The sequence below is a fragment of the Roseovarius albus genome, from assembly GCF_900172335.1.
Taxonomy (GTDB): domain Bacteria; phylum Pseudomonadota; class Alphaproteobacteria; order Rhodobacterales; family Rhodobacteraceae; genus Roseovarius; species Roseovarius albus.
In genome coordinates this window covers 266,276-287,518 of sequence record NZ_FWFX01000006.1, presented here as the reverse complement: position 1 = coordinate 287,518, position 21,243 = coordinate 266,276, and the positions used below count along the sequence as shown (strand labels likewise).

The following is a 21,243-nucleotide window of genomic DNA, read 5'->3' as shown; positions in this document are numbered from 1 at the left end:
CGCGACAGCTCACCCGTTCAGGCAGCCTCAAAAGTGATCTGTCGTCGCAAAAACTGCGTCGCCCGGTCCGACACGCGCCTCGCATCGCCTGTGGTCAAGAACGCGCTTTTCGTCGCCTCGCCATGCATATTAGGGTGCCGCGTCAGGTAATCCGCCAGGCTTTCAGCTACCAGATCCGCCTGCGAGTAGACCTTCACGTCAGGTCCCAGAGCCTCCTCAAAGGCCGCTTTGACCAACGGGTAATGTGTGCAGCCCAGAATCGCCGCCTCCGGGTTTGGCATCTTGCGCTTCAACGCCTCAACATGCGACCGAACCAGCGCCTCGGCCAGGATCATGTCGCCCTCTTCAATGGCGTCAACAATCCCGCCGCAGGCCTGCGCTTCCACATCCACACCAATCGCTCGAAACGCCAACTCGCGCTGAAATGCCCTGCTCGACACTGTCGCAGGAGTGGCAAACAGCGCCACATGCTTCACTTCCACCTCGCGCGGTGGTGAATTGTCTCCCCAGTGGCGTTCTGTCAGCGCTTCGATCATCGGCACAAACACACCCAGAACACGTTTGCCGTCGGGCACGCCTTCTTCTTGAATGCGCCGCAAGGACGCAGCTGCGGCGGTGTTGCAGGCCAGAACCACCAGATCGCAGCCCTTTTCCCACAGCTTGTAAACATGTTCACGGGTCAGATTGTAAATGTCCTCGGCATCACGCACGCCATAAGGCGCATGTGCGTTATCGCCGTAATAGACTAGAGGCAGATCTGGCAGCCGCGCCTCAACGCCTTCAAGTACGGTCAAACCGCCCAAACCACTGTCAAAAATCCCGATCGCCATGTTTAGCGCGCCCCACGGTTATTCGAATTCAAAGCCCCGCTCATACGGATCAAGGGGCCTTAGCGACAATTCATACGTCTTGCGTCGCAGGAATTCCATCAGTGATTTGCCATCTTTGGCGTGTTCACCCAATTCATCCCGCCCGATCACATCGCCAATCACCACACGGACCGGCGTATCAACACGTTTTTTGAACTCTTTGATCAGCAAACCCATTCGCAATGTCACGTGCAAATGACTAGCTAGTTGGAACAAACGGCTGGTGTGGCCCTCGAAAAACACCGGCACCACCACTGCATCAGATTTGGCGATCATTCGCGCCGTAAAACCGCGCCAGCTTGGGTCCATCGGGCGTGAAAACGGCTTGAGCGCGGTCGAAACCGTCCCGCCCGGAAAAATTCCGATCGCGCCATCGTTTTGCAAATACTCCAGAGCCTTCTTGCGGGTCTCCAGATTAACGCGCATCGCCTCTTTGGTCTGGTCAAAGCTCACCGGCAATACGATCCGATTGAGGTCCTCGGCCTTGCGAAACACGTGATTGGCCAGAATGCGAAAATCGCCCCGCGTCTGGCTCAAGATATGGCCCATCATCATCCCGTCAAGAATGCCATAGGGGTGATTGGCAATCAAAATCAGCGGCTTATCTTTTGGAATTGAATCCAGACTACCACCAGAAACCTCCAATGACAGCCCGTATCGTTCCACCATGACTTCCCAGAAGTCGCGTCCGTTGGCAACGTCTACGTCGTAGCCTTCCGCGCGCTTGATCAACCCCATGCGTCCTGACAGGTTTTCCATCGTACGGATCATCGCCCGCCCACTCCGGGTTTGGGCAGAATAGGCATAGCTGATGTCAGATGCGGCTCTCCCGGCGGAAGGCATGATCACGATTCCCTTGAAATTTCACCCAGACCCTATAGCGCGTCCAACATCACAGGGTCATGACAATCTTGTCTCCCTACTGCGCGGCTTGGCTTAGCGGTGCATTTCCGTCACGGATTGCGGCCAATAATTCCTCGCGTCGTTTCGCAGCCTTGGTCTCATTCTCCATTTTCACAGGACCAAATCCACGAATGCTTAGAGGCAGTCGCGCCAGCGCAACCACGGCCTCACGGTTGTCATCTGAGACCTTTGCTAACACCGCTCTCATATCCGCCTCATATTGCCGGATCAGCGCGCGCTCCATCTTGCGTTCGGCCGAATAGCCAAACGGGTCAAACGGTGTGCCACGCAAGCCTGTCATTTTGGTCAGCACTTTCAACGGCCCAGTCAGCCAATTGCCAAATTTGCGCTTCAGTGGCCGACCATCCGGCCCCTTACCCCCAAAGATCGGCGGCGCCAGATGGTAACTCATCTCGAACTCGCCCTCAAAACTCTCCGCCGCCTGCTCTCGACTCCGCAACAACAGCCGTGCGACCTCATATTCATCCTTGTAAGACAAGAGTTTATGATACCCAAGTGCCACGGCCTCTTTTACCTCAGCGTTCGTAACACCGTCGACCAGCTTGCGATAACGCTTAGCCAACCGGCGCCCCTGATAATCTACCAAATGCGAAGCACGATAAGTGATTTTATCTTCCAAAGTCTTCGGCAGTTCCACCACATCCACATGCGCTTGCGCCATCACAGCCTCTGGGTCACACACGGCCCAACGACCAATTTCAAAAGCCCGCAGATTCCGCTCCACAGCGGTGCCATTCAACTCAATCGCATCCCGGATCGCACCAGCACTCAGCGGGATCAATCCCGCCTGCCAGGCCGCCCCCATCACGATCATGTTGGAGTAAATCGCATCGCCCATGATCTGAGTTGCCAGCACCGTCGCATCAAACAGATGCGCGCGGTCTTTCAATCGCGCCGTCAGAGACAGTTCCAAGCGCTCGGTCGGCAGGCGAAACTCTGTGTTGCGGGTGAAATCCCCCGTCATGGTTTCATGGCTGTTCACCACCGCACCTGATTTGCCCGTCTGCGTCAGTCGCAGGGCCTGCGCCCCGGCGCTCACCACCAGATCGCCGCCAATCAAAGCATCTGCCTCACCCACAGCCACTCGAATGGCGCTGATATCTTCGGGCTTGTTCGCCAGACGGCAATGGATGTGCACCGCGCCGCCCTTTTGCGCGAGGCCCGCCATCTCCATCACACCCGCGCCTTTTCCGTCGATCTCAGCTGCCTGCGCTAAAATGGCCCCAAGCGTCACTACCCCTGTACCGCCAACGCCGGTGATCACGATGTTATGCGTGCCCTTAATCACGGGCAGCGTAGGTGTTGGCAACTCCGGGATCTCAACTGCCTTACCACCGTGTTTGCGCGGCTTTGCCCCCTTCAGCGTCACAAACGACGGGCAAAACCCTTTCAGACAACTGAAATCCTTGTTGCAGGCTGATTGATCGACCGCACGCTTGCGCCCAAATTCGGTTTCTACCGGCACAATCGCCACGCAATTTGATTGCACGCCGCAATCGCCGCAGCCCTCGCAAATATCGGTGTTAATGAAAACCCGCTGATCCGGATCGGGAAACGCCCCTCGCTTGCGCCGGCGGCGTTTCTCGGCGGCGCAGGTCTGGATATAGACAATCGCAGACACGCCTTCCAACTCAGCAAACCGTTCCTGAACCTGCATTAGCGCCGCACGTTCATGTGCCTCAACACCCGCAGGAAACTGTTTCAGATCAACTTCTTCCTTGTCATCATAGACAACCGCAATCTCACGCACACCCATCGCGCGCAGCTCTGCCACGATACGCGGCGCATCCAGCCCGCCCTCGTTGGCCTGCCCGCCGGTCATGGCCACGGCATCATTGTAAAGGATCTTAAAGGTCACATTCACATCCGTCGCTAACGCAGCCCGGATCGACTGGATCCCCGAATGATTATAGGTCCCGTCGCCCATGTTCTGGAAAATATGCGCGCGGGTGGAAAACGGCGCCTCGCCAATCCAATTGGCCCCTTCACCGCCCATATGAGTGTATCCGGTGGTTTCACGATCCATCCACATCGCCATGATATGACAGCCAATCCCGGCATATGCCCGGCTGCCTTCCGGCAGTTTGGTTGATGTGTTGTGCGGACAACCCGCGCAGAAATACGGCAGGCGCGCTGCGATGTCTTCGGCATTATCTGCCTGCCGCGCCTCAACAATCCGCGCCATTCCAGCCTGCATCCGGTCGGTATTGCGGCCCTCTTCTTGCAAGATACCACCGATCTTTTCAGCAATCATAACAGGGTTCAGTGCCATGCGCGTTGGGAACAGCTCTTCTTGGTGCAAGCCGCCAGCGCCCCCTTTGTACCAGCCATAGACCCGCCGCCCGCGCCGGTCGTCAAAGATCGCCTCTTTAATCTGCACTTCGATCAGCTTGCGCTTTTCCTCGATCACTACAATCAGATCCAGCCCTTCGGCCCAATTGTGAAACCCGTGCATATCCATCGGAAACGTCTGGCCAATCTTGTAGGTAGTAATACCTAGCCGTTCTGCTTCAGACGCATCAATGTCTAGCAGGCTCAGCGCATGCACCAAATCCAACCAGTTCTTACCAGCTGCGACGAACCCGATTTTTGCACCCCGCTTCCCCCAAACTCGTTTGTCGATTTTATTTGCATGAGCAAAGGCTTCTGCCGCAAACCTCTTGTGATCAATGATCCGTGCTTCTTGTTGGATCCAATGATCTTGCAAACGGATATTCAACCCGCCGTCCGGCATGTCAAACTCCGGATCAACAAACTGCATCCGGTCCGGCCGCCCGTCGACAACGCTGGTTACCTCAACCGTATCTTTCATCAGCTTCAGCCCAGCCCAGACCCCGGCGTAACGCGACAAGGCATAACCATAAAGCCCATAGTCCAGGATCTCCTGCACACCAGCAGGCGACAGCACCGGCATATAGGCATCGACCATCGCCCAGTCGGATTGGTGGCACACGGTTGAACTTTCCCCGGTGTGGTCATCTCCCATCGCCATCAACACGCCGCCATATTTCGACGTCCCCGCCATATTGGCATGGCGCATCACATCACCGGACCTGTCTACACCTGGCCCTTTGCCGTACCAGAGGCCAAAAACGCCATCATATTTGCCCTCACCGCGCAACTCCGCCTGCTGTGTGCCCCACAGCGCCGTGGCCGCCAAATCCTCGTTCAATCCCTCCTGAAACTTGATCTGCGCCTCGGCCAATTTTGCTTCGGCCCGATGCATTTGTAGATCTACCGCACCCAAAGGGGATCCACGATATCCTGAAACATACCCTGCTGTTTTCAGCCCCGCCGCGCGATCTCGTTGGGCTTGCATCAATACCAATCGCACCAATGCTTGTGTTCCGTTCAACAAGATCTGTGATTTATCCAGATCGAAACGATCATCCAATGAAACCTGCTGCCTGGTCATAACGTACCTCCGGTCACGGGTTATCCCTGTATTATAACGCTATATTAGGTCATAATTTATGACCTACAAAGAACTATTTTTTCAAAACTTCATCGCAACCCTGTGATTCTGCGTCGGTTTTCTGCTATTGCGTTGATCAGATGAAACCATGCCGAAAGTGTCGCATATGGATTGGGATAAGCTCAGAATCTTTCACGCCGTCGCCGATGTCGGCAGCCTGACCCATGCAGGCGACCAGCTCCACCTGTCCCAATCGGCGGTCTCGCGGCAGATCAGGGCCCTCGAAGAGGCGCTCGATTCCACCCTTTTTCACCGCCATGCCCGCGGACTGATTCTCACGGAACAGGGTGAATTGCTGTTTGAGGCCACCAAAGACATGATGAAACGGCTCGATACTGCGACCGCCCGCATTCATGACAGCGAGGAAGAGATCTTTGGCGAAATCCGCGTCACCACCACAAATGCCTTTGGCACGCTCTGGTTGGCCCCGCGTCTGCCCCAACTGTACGAAAAATACCCGGATCTTAAAATCGACCTAATGCTCGAAGAACGCGTGCTAGACCTGCCCATGCGCGAGGCGGATGTCGCCATTCGCATGAAAGAACCCAGCCAGGCCGACCTTATCCGCAAGCGCCTGATGGACGTGCATATGCGGCTCTATGCTTCCAGAGAGTATCTGGAGCAGCACGGCACGCCCCAGGACTTCAAAGATCTGAAATCCCATCGCCTGATCTGTCAAAGCCCCAACGCCCATCAAATCAGCGCAGGCGCCCGCCTGATCCGCGATCTGATGACTCACAACGTTCAGGTCGGCCTCACCGTCAACAACTACTACGGCGTTTTGCAGGCCGTGCGGCACGGCCTTGGGGTCGGTGTGCTGCCCGACTACCTGATGCAGGACTATCCCGAGGTTGTGCGCATCCTGCCCGATGTACAATCCAGCGACGTACCGGTCTATCTCGCCTACCCCGAGGAGCTGCGCCATTCCAAGCGGATCGAAGCCTTCAACGACTTCGTCAAAGACGAGATCATCGCCCACCGAAAACGTGAACGGGCGCAAGCCGCTGAATGAATCTCACTCAACTCAAAGCTGTTGCAGTTTCGCCACAAGCCTGAGCGACCATCCCTTGAAATGAATTAATATTAAATTCAAATATTTAGTAATTTTTTTGTTCAAAAACATTACCCATGCAATAACTGCATAGCGGACATGACATAATGTTTGTTTGATTTTTCTTGAATGTGAAACCACAGATCCCTATCTGCATCTCATGACAGTAACAGCGCAAGCCGCGTTACTCTCATACCTCCCTGTTGGACTAAGGCCGAGCTTATAGCTCGGCCCCTTTTTTTTGCACAATCAAAACTTTTTATATCTGAACGATTTCCGGATCAGCTAGCGGCGAAATCACCCTTGGAACCCCCTCGGTGATCACAATGTTTTCTTCATGTACCATGATCTTTCCGGGTGACACTTGGGTGCCCGGCTCCAATGTGATCACCATACCGGGTTTCAGCACGGTTTCATCGCGAGGTGTCAGGGACAGCCCTTCGGTCAACTGCATTCCAAGCGCGTGGCCTAGTCGCCCTGCTTCCTCGCCTGCGCCCGCTATATCCGCCATCGCTCTCCAAACATCGCGTGCGGTGACTCCAGGGCGCGCGGCCTCCAGCCCTGCATGGGTTGCGTCAATCAAACGCGCATGCGCCGATTGTACGGCCTCAGACGGCTTACCAATGGAAAAGTTACGATCATAATCACAGAAATAGCCATCCCAAATGGCCCCGGTGTCCAGCATCAGAACATCACCCGCCGCCATCGGATCGGGTGACGCAAGTGAGATCACATCGTCATACCCGCCCGGTGCAGCCGCGCCCGAGATATAGGGCACCCAATCGGCCCCCTCTTCCAGTAGCAACCTTTGAAAGTCGCGAAAGACCTGCTCAACTGATATGCCTTCACGCGCGATCTCACCCATTCGGGCAAAGGAGCGCGCAGCAATGCCACAGGCCACTTCGATCTTGGCAATCTCCGCCTCGGACTTCACTGCCCTCAGATCAGCCACAATCCCGGCATCACCGGTAAATTCCAATCCGCTCAGGGTTTTGACGCGTTCAAAGTCGGCCAAAGGCATTCGCAAATGCGTCTCGTACCCCGATGGCACGCCAATCGGACCGCCGACTTCGCGCAGGGTATCGGCCAAAAGCGTGACTCCGTCGTCTTCAAGGTTCGGAGCTGACCAAGTGCGGATATCTTTGACCCAGCCACGCCCCATCAACACGGACCCAATCGATGGGATGACCGCAATCGGCTCACCTGCGGCAGGCACAATCAAGAACCACGGGCGGCTTGGGCTCTCCCAGAATCGCGTGAGGAAACCACTAAAATAGCGGACATTCGGCTCAGTAGTCATCAAAATTGCCCCCAAGCCCTGCGCGGCCATCAAAGCCTGTGCATTGCTGACCCGTGTGCGGAACTCGGCCTCAGGAAACCCGCGCGTCATGCTTCAGCCTCTTCGCTCAGAATGCACAGAACCCGCGCCTCGGGACCCAGTTCCATCAAATCAAGCACAGCAATTCCTGCGGCTCCCGATTCAGTCGACGCCAAATCAAGCTCGGCAATCTTGGGCAGGATATCATGACCTTCCTCCTCGGAAATCAAGGCAAAGGCATCCGCATCGCGCGACAGGCCTTTGAGCGCAATCAAAGATGCTTCTTTGCAATCCAGTCGCCCCATATTCGACACTGGCCCTTGCGTACTGACCATGTGCCCGGCCTCGACGCTTTCTTTCAGTGCCGGCGCAAACTCTGGCTCTACCACGATGATTCGCGGCTCATTCCCCCAGGCGGAACGAAAATAGGCCGCGCAGGCCCCTGCCAACCCACCGACGCCAGCCTGCAACAGGATATGCGTCGGCGCCTCTGGTATCTGCGCTACGACCTCAGCAGCCATAGCAGTGTAGCCTTCCATCAAACGATGCGGCAACTCGGAGTAACCGGGCCAAGAACTGTCTGACAACAAAGTCCAATCATTGTCATCCGCCGCCTTCAGCGCCGCTGCCATGCTGGCCTCATATTCAGCCCCGGCACGCACGACGTCGGCACCCAAACCCCGCAGGCGTTCGGCAAAGCCCTCTGGCACGGTTTCCGCCAGAAAGACCACCGCCTGCGCGCCAAACTGGGCTGCCCCAGCCGCTACAGACATCCCATGATTTCCGGCACTTGCGGTGACATAAACCCGGCCCGACAGGGCTGTTGACAGATCGTCCGCGCCAGTTTCAGCCGCCTGATGCGCAATGACATAAGCCGCACCAAGCGCCTTGAAGCTCCCCAGATCCATCCGACCTCGTTCATCCTTGACCCACAGCTTGGTGCCAAACGCATCCAGCGCATGCAGCGGCGTTTCCTTGCAACCAAAACACCGTGCCATCAACGCCGCCGGAGCGGCGGCATCCACGCTTGGATAAGGGATGTTCGACAGGTCGCCATCCGTGAGGCCTGTGCCGCGATGCGGGTTCTCGATGATGTCCATGATGTCTCCTCTCTCTTGCCGCCCACAGGATGGGAAAATCTAGCTTACGTCAAGCACTGACATCTTACCTCACACAGCCTCTTTCCCCCTGACGCACAATGCCCTAAAGAGGCCACAAAACCAGCCACCCGAGGATCAGTCCCAGATGCAAGAACCGGCCATCACGCCCGACCTTATCGAAGCCCACGGTCTTAAGCCCGATGAATATGAGCGCATTCTGGAAATCATCGGTCGTGAACCCACCTTTACCGAGTTGGGCATCTTCTCGGCGATGTGGAACGAGCACTGCTCTTACAAGTCCTCAAAAAAATGGCTGCGCACCCTGCCCACCGACGGCCCACAGGTGATCTGCGGACCTGGTGAAAATGCCGGCGTGGTTGATATCGGCGATGGTCAGGCTGTGATCTTCAAAATGGAAAGCCATAACCACCCGTCATATATTGAGCCCTATCAAGGTGCTGCCACCGGCGTGGGTGGCATCCTGCGCGACGTCTTCACAATGGGCGCGCGTCCGATTGCCTCGATGAACTCGCTCAGCTTTGGCGAGCCTGACCACCACAAAACCCGTCAGCTGGTGCACGGTGTTGTCGCGGGCGTTGGCGGCTACGGCAACTGTTTTGGCGTGCCATGTGCGGGCGGCGAGGTTCGTTTCGACCCCGCCTATAACGGCAACTGCCTTGTGAACGCCTTCGCTGCGGGCCTCGCCGACAGCGACAAGATCTTCTACTCCGCCGCCTCCGGTGTTGGCATGCCTGTTGTGTATCTCGGCGCCAAAACTGGCCGTGACGGCGTTGGCGGGGCAACCATGGCCTCAGCGGAGTTCGACGACACGATCGAAGAAAAACGCCCCACCGTTCAGGTTGGTGATCCGTTTACTGAGAAGCGCCTGATGGAGGCCACTCTAGAGCTGATGCAAACCGGTGCCGTGATCTCGATTCAGGATATGGGTGCTGCGGGCCTCACCTGCTCTGCTGTGGAAATGGGCGACAAAGGCAACCTTGGCGTCAAACTGCAACTCGACAACGTGCCACAGCGCGAAGACAACATGACCGCCTACGAGATGATGCTGTCAGAGTCACAAGAACGCATGCTGATGGTGCTCAAGCCCGAAAAAGAGGCCGAGGCCCGCGCTGTGTTCGAGAAATGGGACCTCGACTTTGCCATCGTCGGCGAAACCGTCGCCGAAGACCGCTTCCTGATCATGCACGGCAACGAGGTCAAAGCCGACCTGCCACTGGCCACGCTGGCCGGCTCGGCCCCAGAATACGACCGCCCTTGGATTGAACCCACACCAGCCGAAACACTCGATCCCGACACAGTTACATCTGTTGACCCGGTTGATGGCCTCAAGGCCCTGCTGACATCCGCCAACTACTGCTCGCGCCAATGGGTCTTTGAGCAATACGACACCTCTGTCATGGCCGACAGCGCCCGCCGTCCCGGCCAAGGCGGTGGTCTGGTCCGTGTTCACGGTACTGAAAAATTGCTGGCCTTCACCTCGGACGTGACCCCGCGCTACGTCAAGGCGAACCCGGTTGAGGGCGGCAAACAAGCCGTTGCCGAAGCCTACCGCAACCTGACCGCCGTTGGCGCGGTGCCACTGGCTACCACCGACAACCTGAACTTCGGCAACCCCGAAAAGCCCGAAATCATGGGCCAGTTCGTCGGCGCGATCAAAGGCATTGGCGAGGCGGTTGGAGCCCTGAACGTGCCAATCGTGTCTGGCAACGTTTCGCTCTACAACGAAACCGACGGTCAGGCGATCCTGCCAACCCCAACCATTGGCGCCGTTGGCCTGATCACCGATCCTGAAACCGCCATCACCGATGTGGCCCGTGACGGTCACGTCGCGCTGGTTATCGGCGAAACCAAAGGCCATCTAGGGCAGTCAGCCCTGCTGGCCGAGGTCTTCAACCGCGCCGAGGGCGACGCCCCTGCTGTTGATCTGGACGCCGAAAAACGCAACGGCGACTTCATCCGCGCCAACCACCAGTGGATCAAGGCCTGCACTGACCTGTCAGATGGCGGTTTGGCCCTGGCGGCATTTGAAATGGCCGAAGCTGGCGATGTGGGCGTTTGTCTTGATAGCAGCGACACCGCCTTCCTCTTTGGTGAAGACCAAGGTCGCTATCTGATCGCCTGTAACTTTGATCAAGCCGAAGCTTTGATGATCGCCGCCGGTCAGGCTGGCGTTACCCTCCAATCGGTTGGCCGTTTCATGGGTGATACTGTTAAATTTGGCGATGCCGAGGCCCCTCTGGCTGAGCTGTCTGACCTGTTCCGCGGCCGCTTTGGCGAGCTGTTCGACTAAAACCCACAGCCGATCACGTTTCCTTTAGCGTGGCTGTTCCAATCGGGGCAGCCATGTACATTGAGGGCAACCCTGAAAGGATGCCCGATGAAACACCTGCTCGCCGCTGCCACACTGACACTTTTGCCCTTCGCCGCCATGGCGCAGGAAGAGCCATCTGAGGCACCCGCCCCGGAGTCAGAGGCCCAATCCGAACAGCAGCCAGCCACGCCCGAAGCTCCGATGACGCTGGGGCGCATGAACGAGATCATCACCATTCTCGACCCGGAAGTTGAATCAAACGGCAAACTGTGGAAATTCACCATCGCCGAAACTGAGCTGCTGATTGTCACAGATGCCAAATCTGACCGCATGCGTATCCTGTCTCCCATCCGCAACGCAAGCGAGGTCCCTGAGAAAGAGCTCAGCCGCTTGATGCAGGCCAATTTCGACAGCGCATTGGATGCGCGTTATGCCATGGCGCAGGGCACGCTCTGGTCAATCTACATCCACCCGCTTTCCCCGCTTGAGAAAGACCAGCTCATTTCCGGCATTGGGCAGGTGGTCAATCTGGTTAAGACATACGGCACACTCTATTCCGGTGGCGCATTGCAATATGGCGGCGGCGACAGCGCCCCATTGCAGCGCAAACTGATCGATGATCTGTTGAAGAAAGGGCAAGAAATCTAATCCCCCACTCCTTCGGTTCACCTTGCGCAGGGCCTCCACGCGTTCTACATCTTGTAAAAAGACTTCAAAGGAACGAACACCCATGTCCATGCAAGCTCAGGAACTCGAGAATCTCATTCGCGAAACCTTCCCCGATGCCCAGATCACCATCACCGATCTGGCCGGTGATGGAAACCATTACGCGGCCGAGGTTATCGACGAAAGCTTCCGTGGCAAGAACCGGGTACAACAGCAACGCGCCGTCTACGCCGCTCTCAAAGGCAAGATGGACGGCCCCAGCGGCGATCTCCATGCCCTCGCCCTAACCACCAAAGCGCCTGACTGATGCTTTCAAACTTCGGCCTGATATTGCTGGTTCTGGTTGTGATTGCCGCCATCGCGCTGGCCATCACCAACCAGCGCCGCTTTCCGGGCCGACGCGGCAGCAAGCCGGGCACTGGTGATCATATCCTGCACAGCGATTACACCTCTGGCGTGGGCGGCGGGCAAGCCGTGACATGGAAGGTGCCAAAGGATCCACAGGAGTATAACAAGCTCTTTGTACCCAAAGAATCCGACGACAAAAAATGACCCCTTTTTTATTTGGGTCAAAACGCCTATTTCATGGCTAAGACAGCTTTATCTTCGGCGTGAACGACGCCGCGCCTATGAACGGAACAAGACATGACCGACGTAAAAACCCAAATCGACGAAACCGTCAAAGCCAACGACGTGGTGCTCTACATGAAAGGCACCAAGGACATGCCGCAATGTGGCTTCTCCTCGCGCGTCGCTGGCGTGCTGAACTACATGGGCATTGATTATGCTGACATCAACGTTCTGGCAGATGAAGAAGTCCGCCAGGGCATTAAGGATTATTCCGACTGGCCAACCGTGCCCCAGCTCTATGTCAAAGGTGAATTTGTCGGTGGTTGTGACATCATCACCGAGATGACCCTGTCGGGCGAGCTAGACACATTGTTCGACGACAATGGCGTTGCCTACAACAAAGACGCCGCCGACAAAATCCGCGAAGCTAACGCCTAAGGCCCCCGGCAGCAAACCACAGCTGATTGTGATTTGCTGCCTATCACAATGTCCAAATTCAGCTGTAAAACCTGCCCTAGCGGACTATGGGTTGTTGCCCTGTGTCCTTTGATGTTTTTTCCGGTTTAGTGCTGGTATTGGGGATTTTCTGCCCTCGCTCATCAAGAACACCACACCATTTCAGAACGCCTTAAATCACATAAATAACTGAAATTATTATATTTTATCGACCTTAAAATTTACACAATTTTGTGCGATAGATAAGTGTAACGGTAATTAGAAAGCATTTTAAGCAACGGCAGACATGATTCACTCATCCGGCCCATCACCTGAAAAGAAGACTGAGAGAGCCTCAGAGAGTTCGCTGCATGAATTTGGAACTCCTCTAATGGGGTGGATGAGCCGAAAGCAGATCATATCCTTAGTCAAGCAACTCGACATAGAACGTCGAAACAAACTCGAGGGCGCGAACGATGGCGACCTATGAAATAAATGGTTGGGTATGGAGCGGTTTAGGAAGTGCAACCACTCTTTCGACGATTACGATCACTGACGACGATCCAACAATGTCGCCCTATTTCACCGACGATTTCACTGAAACCCTAGAAATCGGTGGAACAACCTACACCAATCCTCGAGGCGGCACATACGAGCTGACATTTACTGATTCTGGCGGGACATCTCATACTGAAGATTTTCTACTGTGGTTCACCGGAAGCAACTTCATTTTTGCCCCGTTACCGGGCTCCAATTTTGATGACGGCTCTGTACTAGACTCGCTCGGAGGCTGGCAGGAATTCAGTAGTGGATTTAACTGGGAAGACATCACCTGTTTCACATCGGGCACTCTGATCGAGACGATCAATGGGTCGACTCCAATTGAAACCCTGTGCGCCGGAGACCTGATTAAAACCCAAAATCATGGATACAGGCCCCTCCTTTGGATTGGCAAAAGCTTTGTCTCATTTGCAGACCTATCCTCAGAAAATGCAGATAAACTGTATCCCGTGAAGATACCGGCCCACTCGTTAGGATTGGGCCTGCCTAGCCGGGATTTATGCGTGTCACGCCAACACCGCATGCTGGTGTCCTCAAAAATTGCCGCCCGTATGTTTGAAACCTCCGAAGTCTTCGTGTCTGCGGTCAAGTTGCTTGGCTATAATGGTATCCGTCAAATCACTGATCTGCGATCCGTTGAGTATTACCACCTGCTTTTTGACCAACACGAAATCATTTTTGCCGAAGATGCACCAACTGAAAGTTTCTATACGGGACGCGAAGCCCTCAGATTGATCAGTCAGACCTCTGCTGATGAGATCTTGAAACTAAAACCCGAAATCGCACAAAGCCACTACATCCCCGATGTTGCGGCTTACATTCCGTCAGGCAAACACCAGCGCAAATTGATTGAGCGACACCAGAAAAACAGTGCATGCCTGTATAACGCCGCGACCATGCGCCAAGAACGGGCCTGAAATACATCAACATGCGCGAATCCGACTGTGCCAAACTGTGCGTCGCCGATCCCTTCTAGAATGATGGAATTCTCCGTTTGGCTGCTTTTATACAAAACCCACGTACAACTTGTACAAGTTGTACAGATTTAGAGCCCCAATTTGTCCCGCATAAACGCCAGCGCGACCTGTAGCCCATCCGGTGCAATTCCATGCCCCGTGCCTTTCATGATATGCGCATAGACGTCTTTCCATCCTGCCGCTTGCAGCGCCTCAGCCGCCTCCGGCAGGGACTGTGGTGGAACAACATCATCCGCATCCCCATGCACCAGCAGAACTGGTGGTCGGCTGATCGCTTCGTCCTCCAACAGATCCGGTGACAACAAACGACCTGAGAAAGCGACAATGCCAGCCACCTCATCTTCGCGACGCGGCGCGACATGCAACGCCATCATTGTTCCTTGGGAAAATCCAAATAAAACAACCTGTTCTGGCAGAACATCCTCATCTACCATCAGCGCATCAAGGAAGGCATTCAAGTCATCCGAGGCCGCCATCAGCCCCCGCTGCGCCTCTTCCTCAGACGATCCATCAATCCACGGGATCGGAAACCATTGAAGTCCAAACGGCATGCCCGGAATGCTTTCCGGTGCGTCCGGGGCCACAAACAACGTATCTGGCAGGTGCTCTCCCAACGGGTCCGCCAGCCCCAGCAAATCCGCCCCGTTCGCGCCATAGCCATGCAAAAACACCACGATTGATCGCGTTTCCCCCGAAAGTGGCTCTTTTCGCCCTGCCTGCAAAACCCGCGTCATCTGATCCCTTCCCTGTTTTTATCCACCCGGTAGTACGCCCAAAGAATGCGCGCTGCAACCGATCTATAAGGCCGCCAGGCTTCTGATAACTGTCTGAATTCTTTCTCTTTTGGCCGCTCCGGCAATTCATAAAGAACTTTAGCTGCCTCTTGCAGGGCCAAATCGCCCGGTGCAAACACATCTGCCCGGCCCAGACTGAACATTGCATAAATCTCTGCCGTCCACGCCCCGATGCCCGGCACCTGCACAAGCGTGTTGATCACCTCGTCTGACGGCGCATCGCGCAATGCCTTATAATCAATCCGCGCCTCCGCTAAGGCCTTGGCATATCTTATTTTTTGACGACTTAAACCCACTTCACGCAAGTCATCGTCTCTGGCCCACAAGATCTTGCGCGGTCCGGTCAACCCTGCATCTTTCATCCGCCCCCAGATCGCATTGGCCGAAGCAACGCTCACCTGCTGACCAACAATCGCATTCAACAAATTCGCAAACCCATCCGGCTTGCGCCTAAGTGGTAAAAGGCCCGTCAGTTCTCGCGCATGCGCCATACGCGGGCATATCGAGGCCAGATAATCAGCACCCGCTTCGACATCCTCCAGGGTTTTGATGATGCCTTCCATCACTGGCGCCCCACCCAATCCAGCGCGGCCTCAACGGTTTCAACGATTGTCGCCCCCTCCAAAAGTGGTGGACGCCGGATCATCGCAACGCGAATATTTAGCTGCCGCGCCGCTTCGAGCTTGGAATATGACGCTTGTCCACCTGCATTCTTCACCGTCAACCAATCGACACCTAACTCTTTGAAAAGGCATACCTCTTCTTCCACTGAGAACGGCGGACGTCCGATCAAAAACTCACCATTTCCAAACGGAAATGGCCCTTCGGGCGGGTCGATCTGACGACAGATCAGACGACAGGACGACAGGTTCTCAAACCGCTCCAAGGTCTGCCGCCCAGTGGCCAGAAACACCGTGGACCCGGGTGCGATGTGTTGAACTGCATCCTCTTCCCGGTCAATCAGCGTCCAGCGATCGCCATCGATCGGCTCCCATCCCGGGCGCAGCAGTTGGCAATAGGGAACGCCTTCATCCCGGCAGATGGAGCAACTGCGCGATGAGATATCTGCTGCAAAAGGGTGCGTTGCATCCAAGACGGCAGTAATTTCATTATCTGTCAGATAGTTGCGAAACTCTTCCGATCCTCCAAACCCACCCACACGGGTTGGAATACCTATTGCTTTTGGGCTGCGTGTCACCCCCGCCAAAGACGCAATCGCATCACATCCCTGCGCTGCCAATTCCGCCGCGATCTTCTGCGCTTGACTGGTACCCGCCAACAACAAAAGTGTCATGTGCCAGTCCTTGCCAAAATGGAGCCCTTACGATCAATCACAATAATGTCGGTTTGGATGTCTTTCGGCAGCATATCTTGCATCTTTCCCAACGCCTCAATCGCCACCCATTCAGAGAATTTTTCCCCAACATTTTCATAAACTTGAAGTGCTGTATTCATGTATCTTACATCACTCACCTTTAGAACGTCTGCCAATGCGACGAAGTCCACCTGACTACGCCCTGAGTGCAAATCTCGCGCCCCCTGTGCCAGCTTTGTCAGCTTGCCGATCCCGCCACCGATCGTCACCCGAGGCACGGGATTCTTGGCAATATATTTTAGCATCCCACCAGCGAAATCGCCCATGTCCAACATCGCATGATCGGGCATGCTATAAAGATCCTTAACCGTTTTTTCACTGGTCGCGCCGGTACAACCCGCCACATGTGTAAGCCCGTCCGCTCGTGCCACATCCACACCCCGGTGGATCGAGGCGATCCAAGCGGCGCACGAAAACGGGCGTACAATTCCTGTGGTCCCCAGAATTGACAAGCCACCCTTGATTCCAAGGCGCGGGTTCCAGGTTTTTTGTGCCAAGGCCTCGCCATTCGGGATGCTTATTTCTACTTCAACATCAGGTGCTTGCGACAATCTCCTTGCCATCTCAGATACGGTTTCTGCCATCATCTGGCGTGGCACCGGGTTGATCGCAGGCTCCCCCGCCGGTATCGGCAGGCCCGGCATTGTCACCATTCCAACACCTTGGCCCGCGCGAAACAGCACGCCACCATCAGAGGCGGAAACTCGCGAAATAATCAGGGCCTGATGCGTCACATCCGGATCATCACCAGCGTCTTTGATCACACCAGCTGCAACCCAATCCTTACCCTGCTCCCAATGGGCAATTTCAAACTCGGGCCGTTCGCCTTTTGGCAAAGTTATTCGCACCTTATCCGGCCGTCCCTCGCCCCAAAACCCCATCAAAGCCGCCCGCGTTGCAGCGGTGGCACAGGCCCCCGTGGTCCAGCCACGGCGCAATGGGGTATCGGGTTTCCGGCTCATGGCGCGACTATAGGCATGGGGCTTAGCCGCAAACAACGGCAAATCAACACAACATGCCCTGCAATATTCCATGTAATTTCCTGCATTTCGCGGTATCAATGTCGTTGCAACGCGAATATATGGTCGGTCGCAAACCGTTTCGCACTTTAAAACCACGGCATAAAACGCTCATGAGCAATACACTGACCCTGCCCGATTCAACTTGGCCCGAGCTGCAACCCGGCTGGGTATGGCTTTGCGGTGCGGGCCCCGGTGATCCGGGGCTTTTGACCCTGCACGCCTTGAATGCACTGCGACAGGCCGACGTAGTGATTTACGACGCCTTGGTTCAAGACTGTATTCTGGAATGGGCTCCGCAAGCCGAGCACATCTACGCAGGAAAACGCGGCGGCAAACCAAGCGCCAAACAACGTGACATCTCCTTGCATTTGGTGGAGTTGGCCCAAGCGGGCAAACGCGTGTTGCGCCTGAAGGGTGGTGACCCGTTTGTCTTTGGTCGCGGCGGCGAAGAGGCCCAGACTCTCGTGCAACACGGTGTGCCTATCCGCATCATCCCTGGTATCAGCGCGGGGATCGGCGGATTGGCCTATGCCGGTGTGCCGGTCACCCACCGCGATGTGAACCAATCCGTGACCTTTGTCACGGGCCATGATCAATCGGGCGAAACCCCGTCGTCGCTCAACTGGCAAGCCATCGCCCAAGGTAGTCAGGTTATCGTGATCTACATGGGGATGAAACACGTCGACCGCATCGCCAACGCGCTGTTGGACGCTGGCCGCCCTACGGATGAGCCCTGTGCTGTGGTTTGTTCTGCTACCACTAACGATCAGAAGGTTCTTGAATCAACACTCGGTGCGCTGGCAAAAGACATCGATGACAGTGGTCTGGAACCCCCGGCCATTCTCTGCATCGGTCGGTCTGTCCTGATGCGACAGGTATTGGATTGGCAAGGCATGATTGCGGGTGATGCCCCCCGTGACCTTGATCCGCTGGGCCGGGGTCGCCCCGCCGAAAGCGCATGACACCTGAAACACAAGGACATGGCCTGATCATCGCGGCGCCATCCTCCGGCAGCGGCAAAACCACAGTGACTTTGGGCCTGTTGCGAGCTCTGCGTGAAACCTGCCGATATGGTTCTGTGCGCGGAGCCAAATCCGGCCCCGATTACATCGACCCCCGCTTTCACGAGGCGGCCTGCGGTCAACCCAGCTTCAATCTGGATGCCTGGGCCATGTCCCCGGCACACATCAAATCTCTCGCCACCGGCCCCGGCCTGATGATCCTAGAAGGCGCTATGGGCCTGTTTGATGGCGCGCCCCCAACGGGTAAAGGTGCAAGCGCCGATCTGGCTCGCCTGCTAAATCTGCCTGTCGTTTTGGTGGTTGATGCCGCCCGCATGGCCCATTCGATTGCCCCGATGGTACAGGGTTTTGCCAAGTTCGACTCAAACATCAAAATTGCCGGTGTCATCTTAAACCGTGTAGGCAGCGACCGCCACAAACGTATGCTGGAAGTCGCGCTGGCACCAACGGGTATTCCCGTACTCGGCGCGATCCCCCGATCCGCCTCGCTTGAGCTGCCCTCCCGCCATCTCGGGCTGGTGCAGGCCGGAGAACACAAGGATCTCAATGCATTTCTTGATCAAGCCGCAAAACTCGTAGCAGACACGGTTGATCTCGACGCCATCCAAACCCTCGCACAGCCCATTGGGACAATTGCCGAACTCCATCCCGAGGATCTATCCGACACAACGATTGCCATCGCGCGGGATGAAGCTTTTGCCTTCAGCTATCCGCACGAGTTGCAATCTCTCCAACAACGTGGTGCTACGCTCAATTTCTTTTCGCCCTTGAATAACGATCCCGTCCCGAAGGCAAATCGGGTCTATCTGCCCGGCGGTTACCCTGAATTGCACTCCGAACGCCTCGCATCCGCAGAAACCTTTCTGGCCAGCTTGAGAAAAGCCGCTGAAACAACTGAGATTTATGGCGAATGCGGTGGCTACATGACACTGGGCACCGGACTAACCGATGCAAATGGAACGCGACACAAGATGGCAGGCCTGCTGCCGTTAGAAACCAGCTTTGCGGAACGCCGCCTGCATCTGGGATACCGCACACTCAATAGCCTTAACCCGGATGTGCCCGGGAAATTCGCCGCGCATGAATTCCACTATGCAACCACGCTCAGCGCCGACGGGCCGCCTTTGTTCAGCGCAACCGATGCCGAAGGCACGACCCTTCCAGACATGGGCCTGACCAACGGCAATGTCAGCGGCTCCTTCGCACACATTATTGCCCCGCTTTGAAACCGCTGGACGTTCGTGCAGCACGGGCGTAAGCCTTGCGCATGAGCACATCAACCGCAGATATCCCAACGCCAGACAAAGCCGTGCGCAATGTCATCGTGCTGGTCTTGGCACAAGCCATTTTGGGCGCACAAATGGCCATGGTCTTTGTGGTTGGCGGTTTGGCCGGGCAAACGCTGGCCAGCAACATTTGCTTTGCTACCTTGCCGATTTCCCTGATCGTTCTCGGATCGATGTGCGCCGCTACCCCGCTGTCAGCTTTCATGCAACGGTATGGACGTCGTGCCGGGTTCCTCTTGGGCACTATGGCCGGAGCAGCCGGAGGAGCAATCGGGGCCTATGGTCTCTACCTTGCTTCCTTCCCCATCTTCCTGCTCGGCAGCCTGATCACCGGAGTCTACATGTCCGCGCAGGGCTTTTATCGCTTTGCTGCCACCGACACAGCCAGTGAAGAGTTCCGCCCCAAAGCGATCTCCTACGTCATGGCAGGTGGTCTTGCCAGCGCCATCATCGGTCCGCAATTGGTCAAGGTCACAAGTCAGCTTATGGTCATCCCTTTCATGGGCACCTATTTGGCGGTAATTGGCCTTAACATGGTCGGCGCGCTGCTGTTTTTGTTCCTCGATATTCCCAAACCCGCCAAGGCATCTCAGGAGCTGCCAGCTGGTCGCAGCCGCCTTGAGCTTTTGCGCACACCGCGCATCGCCGTCGCCGTAATTTGTGCCGCCGTAAGCTACGCGCTGATGAATCTGGTTATGACATCCACTCCACTGGCTGTCGTAGCCTGCGGCTTCTCACAAAACAACGCCGCCGATGTGGTCACTGGCCACGTGCTGGCAATGTTTGCTCCCTCTTTCTTCACCGGTCATTTGATCGCACGATTTGGCGTCGAAAAGATTGTCGGGCTGGGGTTGTTGATCCTCGCCAGCGCGGGTGTTGTTGCCCTGCAAGGTGTGGAACTTGAGAACTTCTTCATTGCGCTGATCCTACTCGGCTTGGGCTGGAACTTTGGTTTCATCGGAGCCACCTCTATGCTGGCAAGCGCCCACACGCCCGAAGAACGCGGTCGAATGCAAGGCCTCAATGATCTAATCGTCTTTGGCACCGTAACACTGGCCTCGCTCTCTTCAGGTGGCCTAATGAACTGTTCGGGCGGAGACGCGCAAACCGGCTGGGCTTCGGTCAACCTTGCGATGATTCCCTGCCTGGCTTTGGCAGGTGGCGCGCTGATCTGGCTGGTGATGCAACCCAAGGAAACCGCATAACTGGGGCGCTGTCCCAGACCCCGAGATATTTGTGGTCAGATGAAATAGACGGATTGTGTACTATTCATTGCGAAGCTGTGTTTGCGGCGCAGGCGGGGACACCGATGGCTACGCCAAGTGAAGTCCTTTGGTATAACTTTCGGAGGGAGGATTCATCTTCGTTCGGCAAGAAATATCCTCACCGGTGGCACATCCGAAGAGGAAGCCTCAGGCGAACGACGAGATTTCAAGCGCGCACCGACAGGCGCGCGCTATTTTACA

General features: G+C 55.9%; 19 protein-coding genes. 10 read left to right on the top strand and 9 right to left on the bottom strand.

The window, feature by feature from the left end:
- Positions 1 to 17: 17 nt before the first annotated feature.
- The 3 genes from ROA7450_RS11710 to ROA7450_RS11700 form a co-directional block, all read right to left on the bottom strand.
- A complete protein-coding gene (locus ROA7450_RS11710) occupies positions 18 to 830 on the bottom strand; it encodes a glutamate racemase (protein ID WP_085805923.1) in 813 nt (270 codons plus the stop codon).
- An 18-nt stretch (positions 831 to 848) separates the two neighbouring features.
- Positions 849 to 1,712 carry a lysophospholipid acyltransferase family protein gene (locus tag ROA7450_RS11705; protein WP_085805921.1) on the bottom strand — a complete coding sequence of 288 codons (864 nt, stop codon included), beginning with the start codon at positions 1,710 to 1,712 and terminating at the stop codon, positions 849 to 851.
- 76 nt (positions 1,713 to 1,788) lie between these two features.
- Positions 1,789 to 5,208 (bottom strand): indolepyruvate ferredoxin oxidoreductase family protein, encoded by a 3,420-nt coding sequence (locus ROA7450_RS11700; protein WP_085805919.1) that lies wholly within the window; start codon positions 5,206 to 5,208, stop codon positions 1,789 to 1,791.
- A gap of 166 nt (positions 5,209 to 5,374) precedes the next feature.
- On the opposite strand from ROA7450_RS11700, the gene ROA7450_RS11695 reads away from it, so the two are divergent.
- Positions 5,375 to 6,280 carry a LysR family transcriptional regulator gene (locus ROA7450_RS11695; protein WP_085805917.1) on the top strand — a complete coding sequence of 302 codons (906 nt, stop codon included), beginning with the start codon at positions 5,375 to 5,377 and terminating at the stop codon, positions 6,278 to 6,280.
- A 298-nt stretch (positions 6,281 to 6,578) separates the two neighbouring features.
- Here the strand turns inward: ROA7450_RS11695 and ROA7450_RS11690 are convergent, their stop codons facing one another.
- Together ROA7450_RS11690 and ROA7450_RS11685 are read right to left on the bottom strand one after the other, a co-directional pair.
- Positions 6,579 to 7,709, bottom strand: coding sequence for a M24 family metallopeptidase (locus tag ROA7450_RS11690; protein WP_085805915.1), 1,131 nt, complete (start codon positions 7,707 to 7,709; stop codon positions 6,579 to 6,581).
- Positions 7,706 to 8,737: a pyridoxal-phosphate dependent enzyme gene (locus ROA7450_RS11685; RefSeq protein ID WP_085805913.1), complete on the bottom strand. Its 1,032-nt coding sequence runs from the start codon at positions 8,735 to 8,737 to the stop codon at positions 7,706 to 7,708. Before ROA7450_RS11685 ends, ROA7450_RS11690 begins: the two co-directional genes overlap by 4 nt.
- A 145-nt stretch (positions 8,738 to 8,882) precedes the next feature.
- Between ROA7450_RS11685 and purL the strand changes: the two genes are divergently transcribed.
- The 6 genes from purL to ROA7450_RS11655 all read left to right on the top strand — a co-directional run bounded on the left by purL (position 8,883) and on the right by ROA7450_RS11655 (position 14,218).
- Positions 8,883 to 11,048 (top strand): phosphoribosylformylglycinamidine synthase subunit PurL, encoded by a 2,166-nt coding sequence (gene purL, locus ROA7450_RS11680; protein WP_085805911.1) that lies wholly within the window; start codon positions 8,883 to 8,885, stop codon positions 11,046 to 11,048.
- 87 nt (positions 11,049 to 11,135) lie between these two features.
- Entirely contained in the window at positions 11,136 to 11,717 is a 582-nt protein-coding gene (locus ROA7450_RS11675; protein ID WP_085805909.1) for a hypothetical protein, read from the top strand.
- Positions 11,718 to 11,799: 82 nt separating this feature from the next.
- Positions 11,800 to 12,042 carry a BolA/IbaG family iron-sulfur metabolism protein gene (locus ROA7450_RS11670; protein ID WP_085805906.1) on the top strand — a complete coding sequence of 81 codons (243 nt, stop codon included), beginning with the start codon at positions 11,800 to 11,802 and terminating at the stop codon, positions 12,040 to 12,042.
- On the top strand, positions 12,042 to 12,287 hold the full coding sequence (locus ROA7450_RS11665) for a hypothetical protein (protein WP_085805903.1): 246 nt from the start codon (positions 12,042 to 12,044) through the stop codon (positions 12,285 to 12,287). Before ROA7450_RS11670 ends, ROA7450_RS11665 begins: the two co-directional genes overlap by 1 nt.
- 93 nt (positions 12,288 to 12,380) lie before the next feature.
- A complete protein-coding gene (gene grxD / locus ROA7450_RS11660) occupies positions 12,381 to 12,743 on the top strand; it encodes a Grx4 family monothiol glutaredoxin (protein ID WP_085805901.1) in 363 nt (120 codons plus the stop codon).
- A 473-nt stretch (positions 12,744 to 13,216) separates the two neighbouring features.
- Complete coding sequence (locus ROA7450_RS11655) at positions 13,217 to 14,218, top strand: Hint domain-containing protein (protein WP_085805898.1); 1,002 nt, start codon at positions 13,217 to 13,219, stop codon at positions 14,216 to 14,218.
- 128 nt (positions 14,219 to 14,346) lie between these two features.
- Here ROA7450_RS11655 and ROA7450_RS11650 read toward each other — a convergent pair whose 3' ends face one another.
- From ROA7450_RS11650 to ROA7450_RS11635, 4 genes are read right to left on the bottom strand one after another with little or no spacing between them, the layout of a single operon-like run.
- Positions 14,347 to 15,012 (bottom strand): alpha/beta hydrolase, encoded by a 666-nt coding sequence (locus ROA7450_RS11650; RefSeq protein WP_085805896.1) that lies wholly within the window; start codon positions 15,010 to 15,012, stop codon positions 14,347 to 14,349.
- A complete protein-coding gene (locus ROA7450_RS11645; RefSeq protein ID WP_085805893.1) occupies positions 15,009 to 15,635 on the bottom strand; it encodes a DNA-3-methyladenine glycosylase family protein in 627 nt (208 codons plus the stop codon). The genes ROA7450_RS11650 and ROA7450_RS11645 overlap by 4 nt, the downstream gene beginning before the upstream one ends.
- Positions 15,635 to 16,366 carry a cobalt-precorrin-6A reductase gene (locus ROA7450_RS11640; protein WP_085805891.1) on the bottom strand — a complete coding sequence of 244 codons (732 nt, stop codon included), beginning with the start codon at positions 16,364 to 16,366 and terminating at the stop codon, positions 15,635 to 15,637. Before ROA7450_RS11640 ends, ROA7450_RS11645 begins: the two co-directional genes overlap by 1 nt.
- The gene (locus ROA7450_RS11635) at positions 16,363 to 17,409 is read right to left on the bottom strand and encodes a cobalt-precorrin-5B (C(1))-methyltransferase (protein WP_085805975.1); all 1,047 of its coding nucleotides are present in this window, start codon (positions 17,407 to 17,409) and stop codon (positions 16,363 to 16,365) included. The genes ROA7450_RS11640 and ROA7450_RS11635 overlap by 4 nt, the downstream gene beginning before the upstream one ends.
- Positions 17,410 to 17,579: 170 nt before the next feature.
- Here ROA7450_RS11635 and cobA point away from each other — a divergent pair, with 170 nt between their 5' ends.
- Genes cobA through ROA7450_RS11620 form a run of 3 tightly spaced genes read left to right on the top strand, consistent with a single transcriptional unit; the run spans position 17,580 to position 20,982 of the window.
- Entirely contained in the window at positions 17,580 to 18,431 is an 852-nt protein-coding gene (gene cobA, locus ROA7450_RS11630; protein WP_085805973.1) for a uroporphyrinogen-III C-methyltransferase, read from the top strand.
- A complete protein-coding gene (locus ROA7450_RS11625; RefSeq protein WP_085805888.1) occupies positions 18,428 to 19,717 on the top strand; it encodes a cobyrinic acid a,c-diamide synthase CobB in 1,290 nt (429 codons plus the stop codon). The genes cobA and ROA7450_RS11625 overlap by 4 nt, the downstream gene beginning before the upstream one ends.
- Before the next feature lie 41 nt (positions 19,718 to 19,758).
- The gene (locus ROA7450_RS11620; RefSeq protein WP_085805885.1) at positions 19,759 to 20,982 is read left to right on the top strand and encodes an MFS transporter; all 1,224 of its coding nucleotides are present in this window, start codon (positions 19,759 to 19,761) and stop codon (positions 20,980 to 20,982) included.
- The last annotated feature ends 261 nt before the right edge of the window (positions 20,983 to 21,243 follow it).

Coding starts and splice junctions, on each gene's coding strand:
- ROA7450_RS11700 (WP_085805919.1), bottom strand. CDS start 5,208: ATGACCAGGCAGCAGGTTTCATTGGATGATCGTTTCGATCTGGATAAA.
- ROA7450_RS11665 (WP_085805903.1), top strand. CDS start 12,042: ATGCTTTCAAACTTCGGCCTGATATTGCTGGTTCTGGTTGTGATTGCC.
- purL (WP_085805911.1), top strand. CDS start 8,883: ATGCAAGAACCGGCCATCACGCCCGACCTTATCGAAGCCCACGGTCTT.
- ROA7450_RS11635 (WP_085805975.1), bottom strand. CDS start 17,409: ATGAGCCGGAAACCCGATACCCCATTGCGCCGTGGCTGGACCACGGGG.
- ROA7450_RS11625 (WP_085805888.1), top strand. CDS start 18,428: ATGACACCTGAAACACAAGGACATGGCCTGATCATCGCGGCGCCATCC.
- ROA7450_RS11685 (WP_085805913.1), bottom strand. CDS start 8,737: ATGGACATCATCGAGAACCCGCATCGCGGCACAGGCCTCACGGATGGC.
- ROA7450_RS11675 (WP_085805909.1), top strand. CDS start 11,136: ATGAAACACCTGCTCGCCGCTGCCACACTGACACTTTTGCCCTTCGCC.
- ROA7450_RS11620 (WP_085805885.1), top strand. CDS start 19,759: ATGAGCACATCAACCGCAGATATCCCAACGCCAGACAAAGCCGTGCGC.
- ROA7450_RS11695 (WP_085805917.1), top strand. CDS start 5,375: ATGGATTGGGATAAGCTCAGAATCTTTCACGCCGTCGCCGATGTCGGC.
- ROA7450_RS11645 (WP_085805893.1), bottom strand. CDS start 15,635: ATGGAAGGCATCATCAAAACCCTGGAGGATGTCGAAGCGGGTGCTGAT.
- ROA7450_RS11710 (WP_085805923.1), bottom strand. CDS start 830: ATGGCGATCGGGATTTTTGACAGTGGTTTGGGCGGTTTGACCGTACTT.
- ROA7450_RS11640 (WP_085805891.1), bottom strand. CDS start 16,366: ATGACACTTTTGTTGTTGGCGGGTACCAGTCAAGCGCAGAAGATCGCG.
- cobA (WP_085805973.1), top strand. CDS start 17,580: ATGAGCAATACACTGACCCTGCCCGATTCAACTTGGCCCGAGCTGCAA.
- ROA7450_RS11655 (WP_085805898.1), top strand. CDS start 13,217: ATGGCGACCTATGAAATAAATGGTTGGGTATGGAGCGGTTTAGGAAGT.
- ROA7450_RS11705 (WP_085805921.1), bottom strand. CDS start 1,712: ATGCCTTCCGCCGGGAGAGCCGCATCTGACATCAGCTATGCCTATTCT.
- grxD (WP_085805901.1), top strand. CDS start 12,381: ATGACCGACGTAAAAACCCAAATCGACGAAACCGTCAAAGCCAACGAC.
- ROA7450_RS11690 (WP_085805915.1), bottom strand. CDS start 7,709: ATGACGCGCGGGTTTCCTGAGGCCGAGTTCCGCACACGGGTCAGCAAT.
- ROA7450_RS11670 (WP_085805906.1), top strand. CDS start 11,800: ATGTCCATGCAAGCTCAGGAACTCGAGAATCTCATTCGCGAAACCTTC.
- ROA7450_RS11650 (WP_085805896.1), bottom strand. CDS start 15,012: ATGACGCGGGTTTTGCAGGCAGGGCGAAAAGAGCCACTTTCGGGGGAA.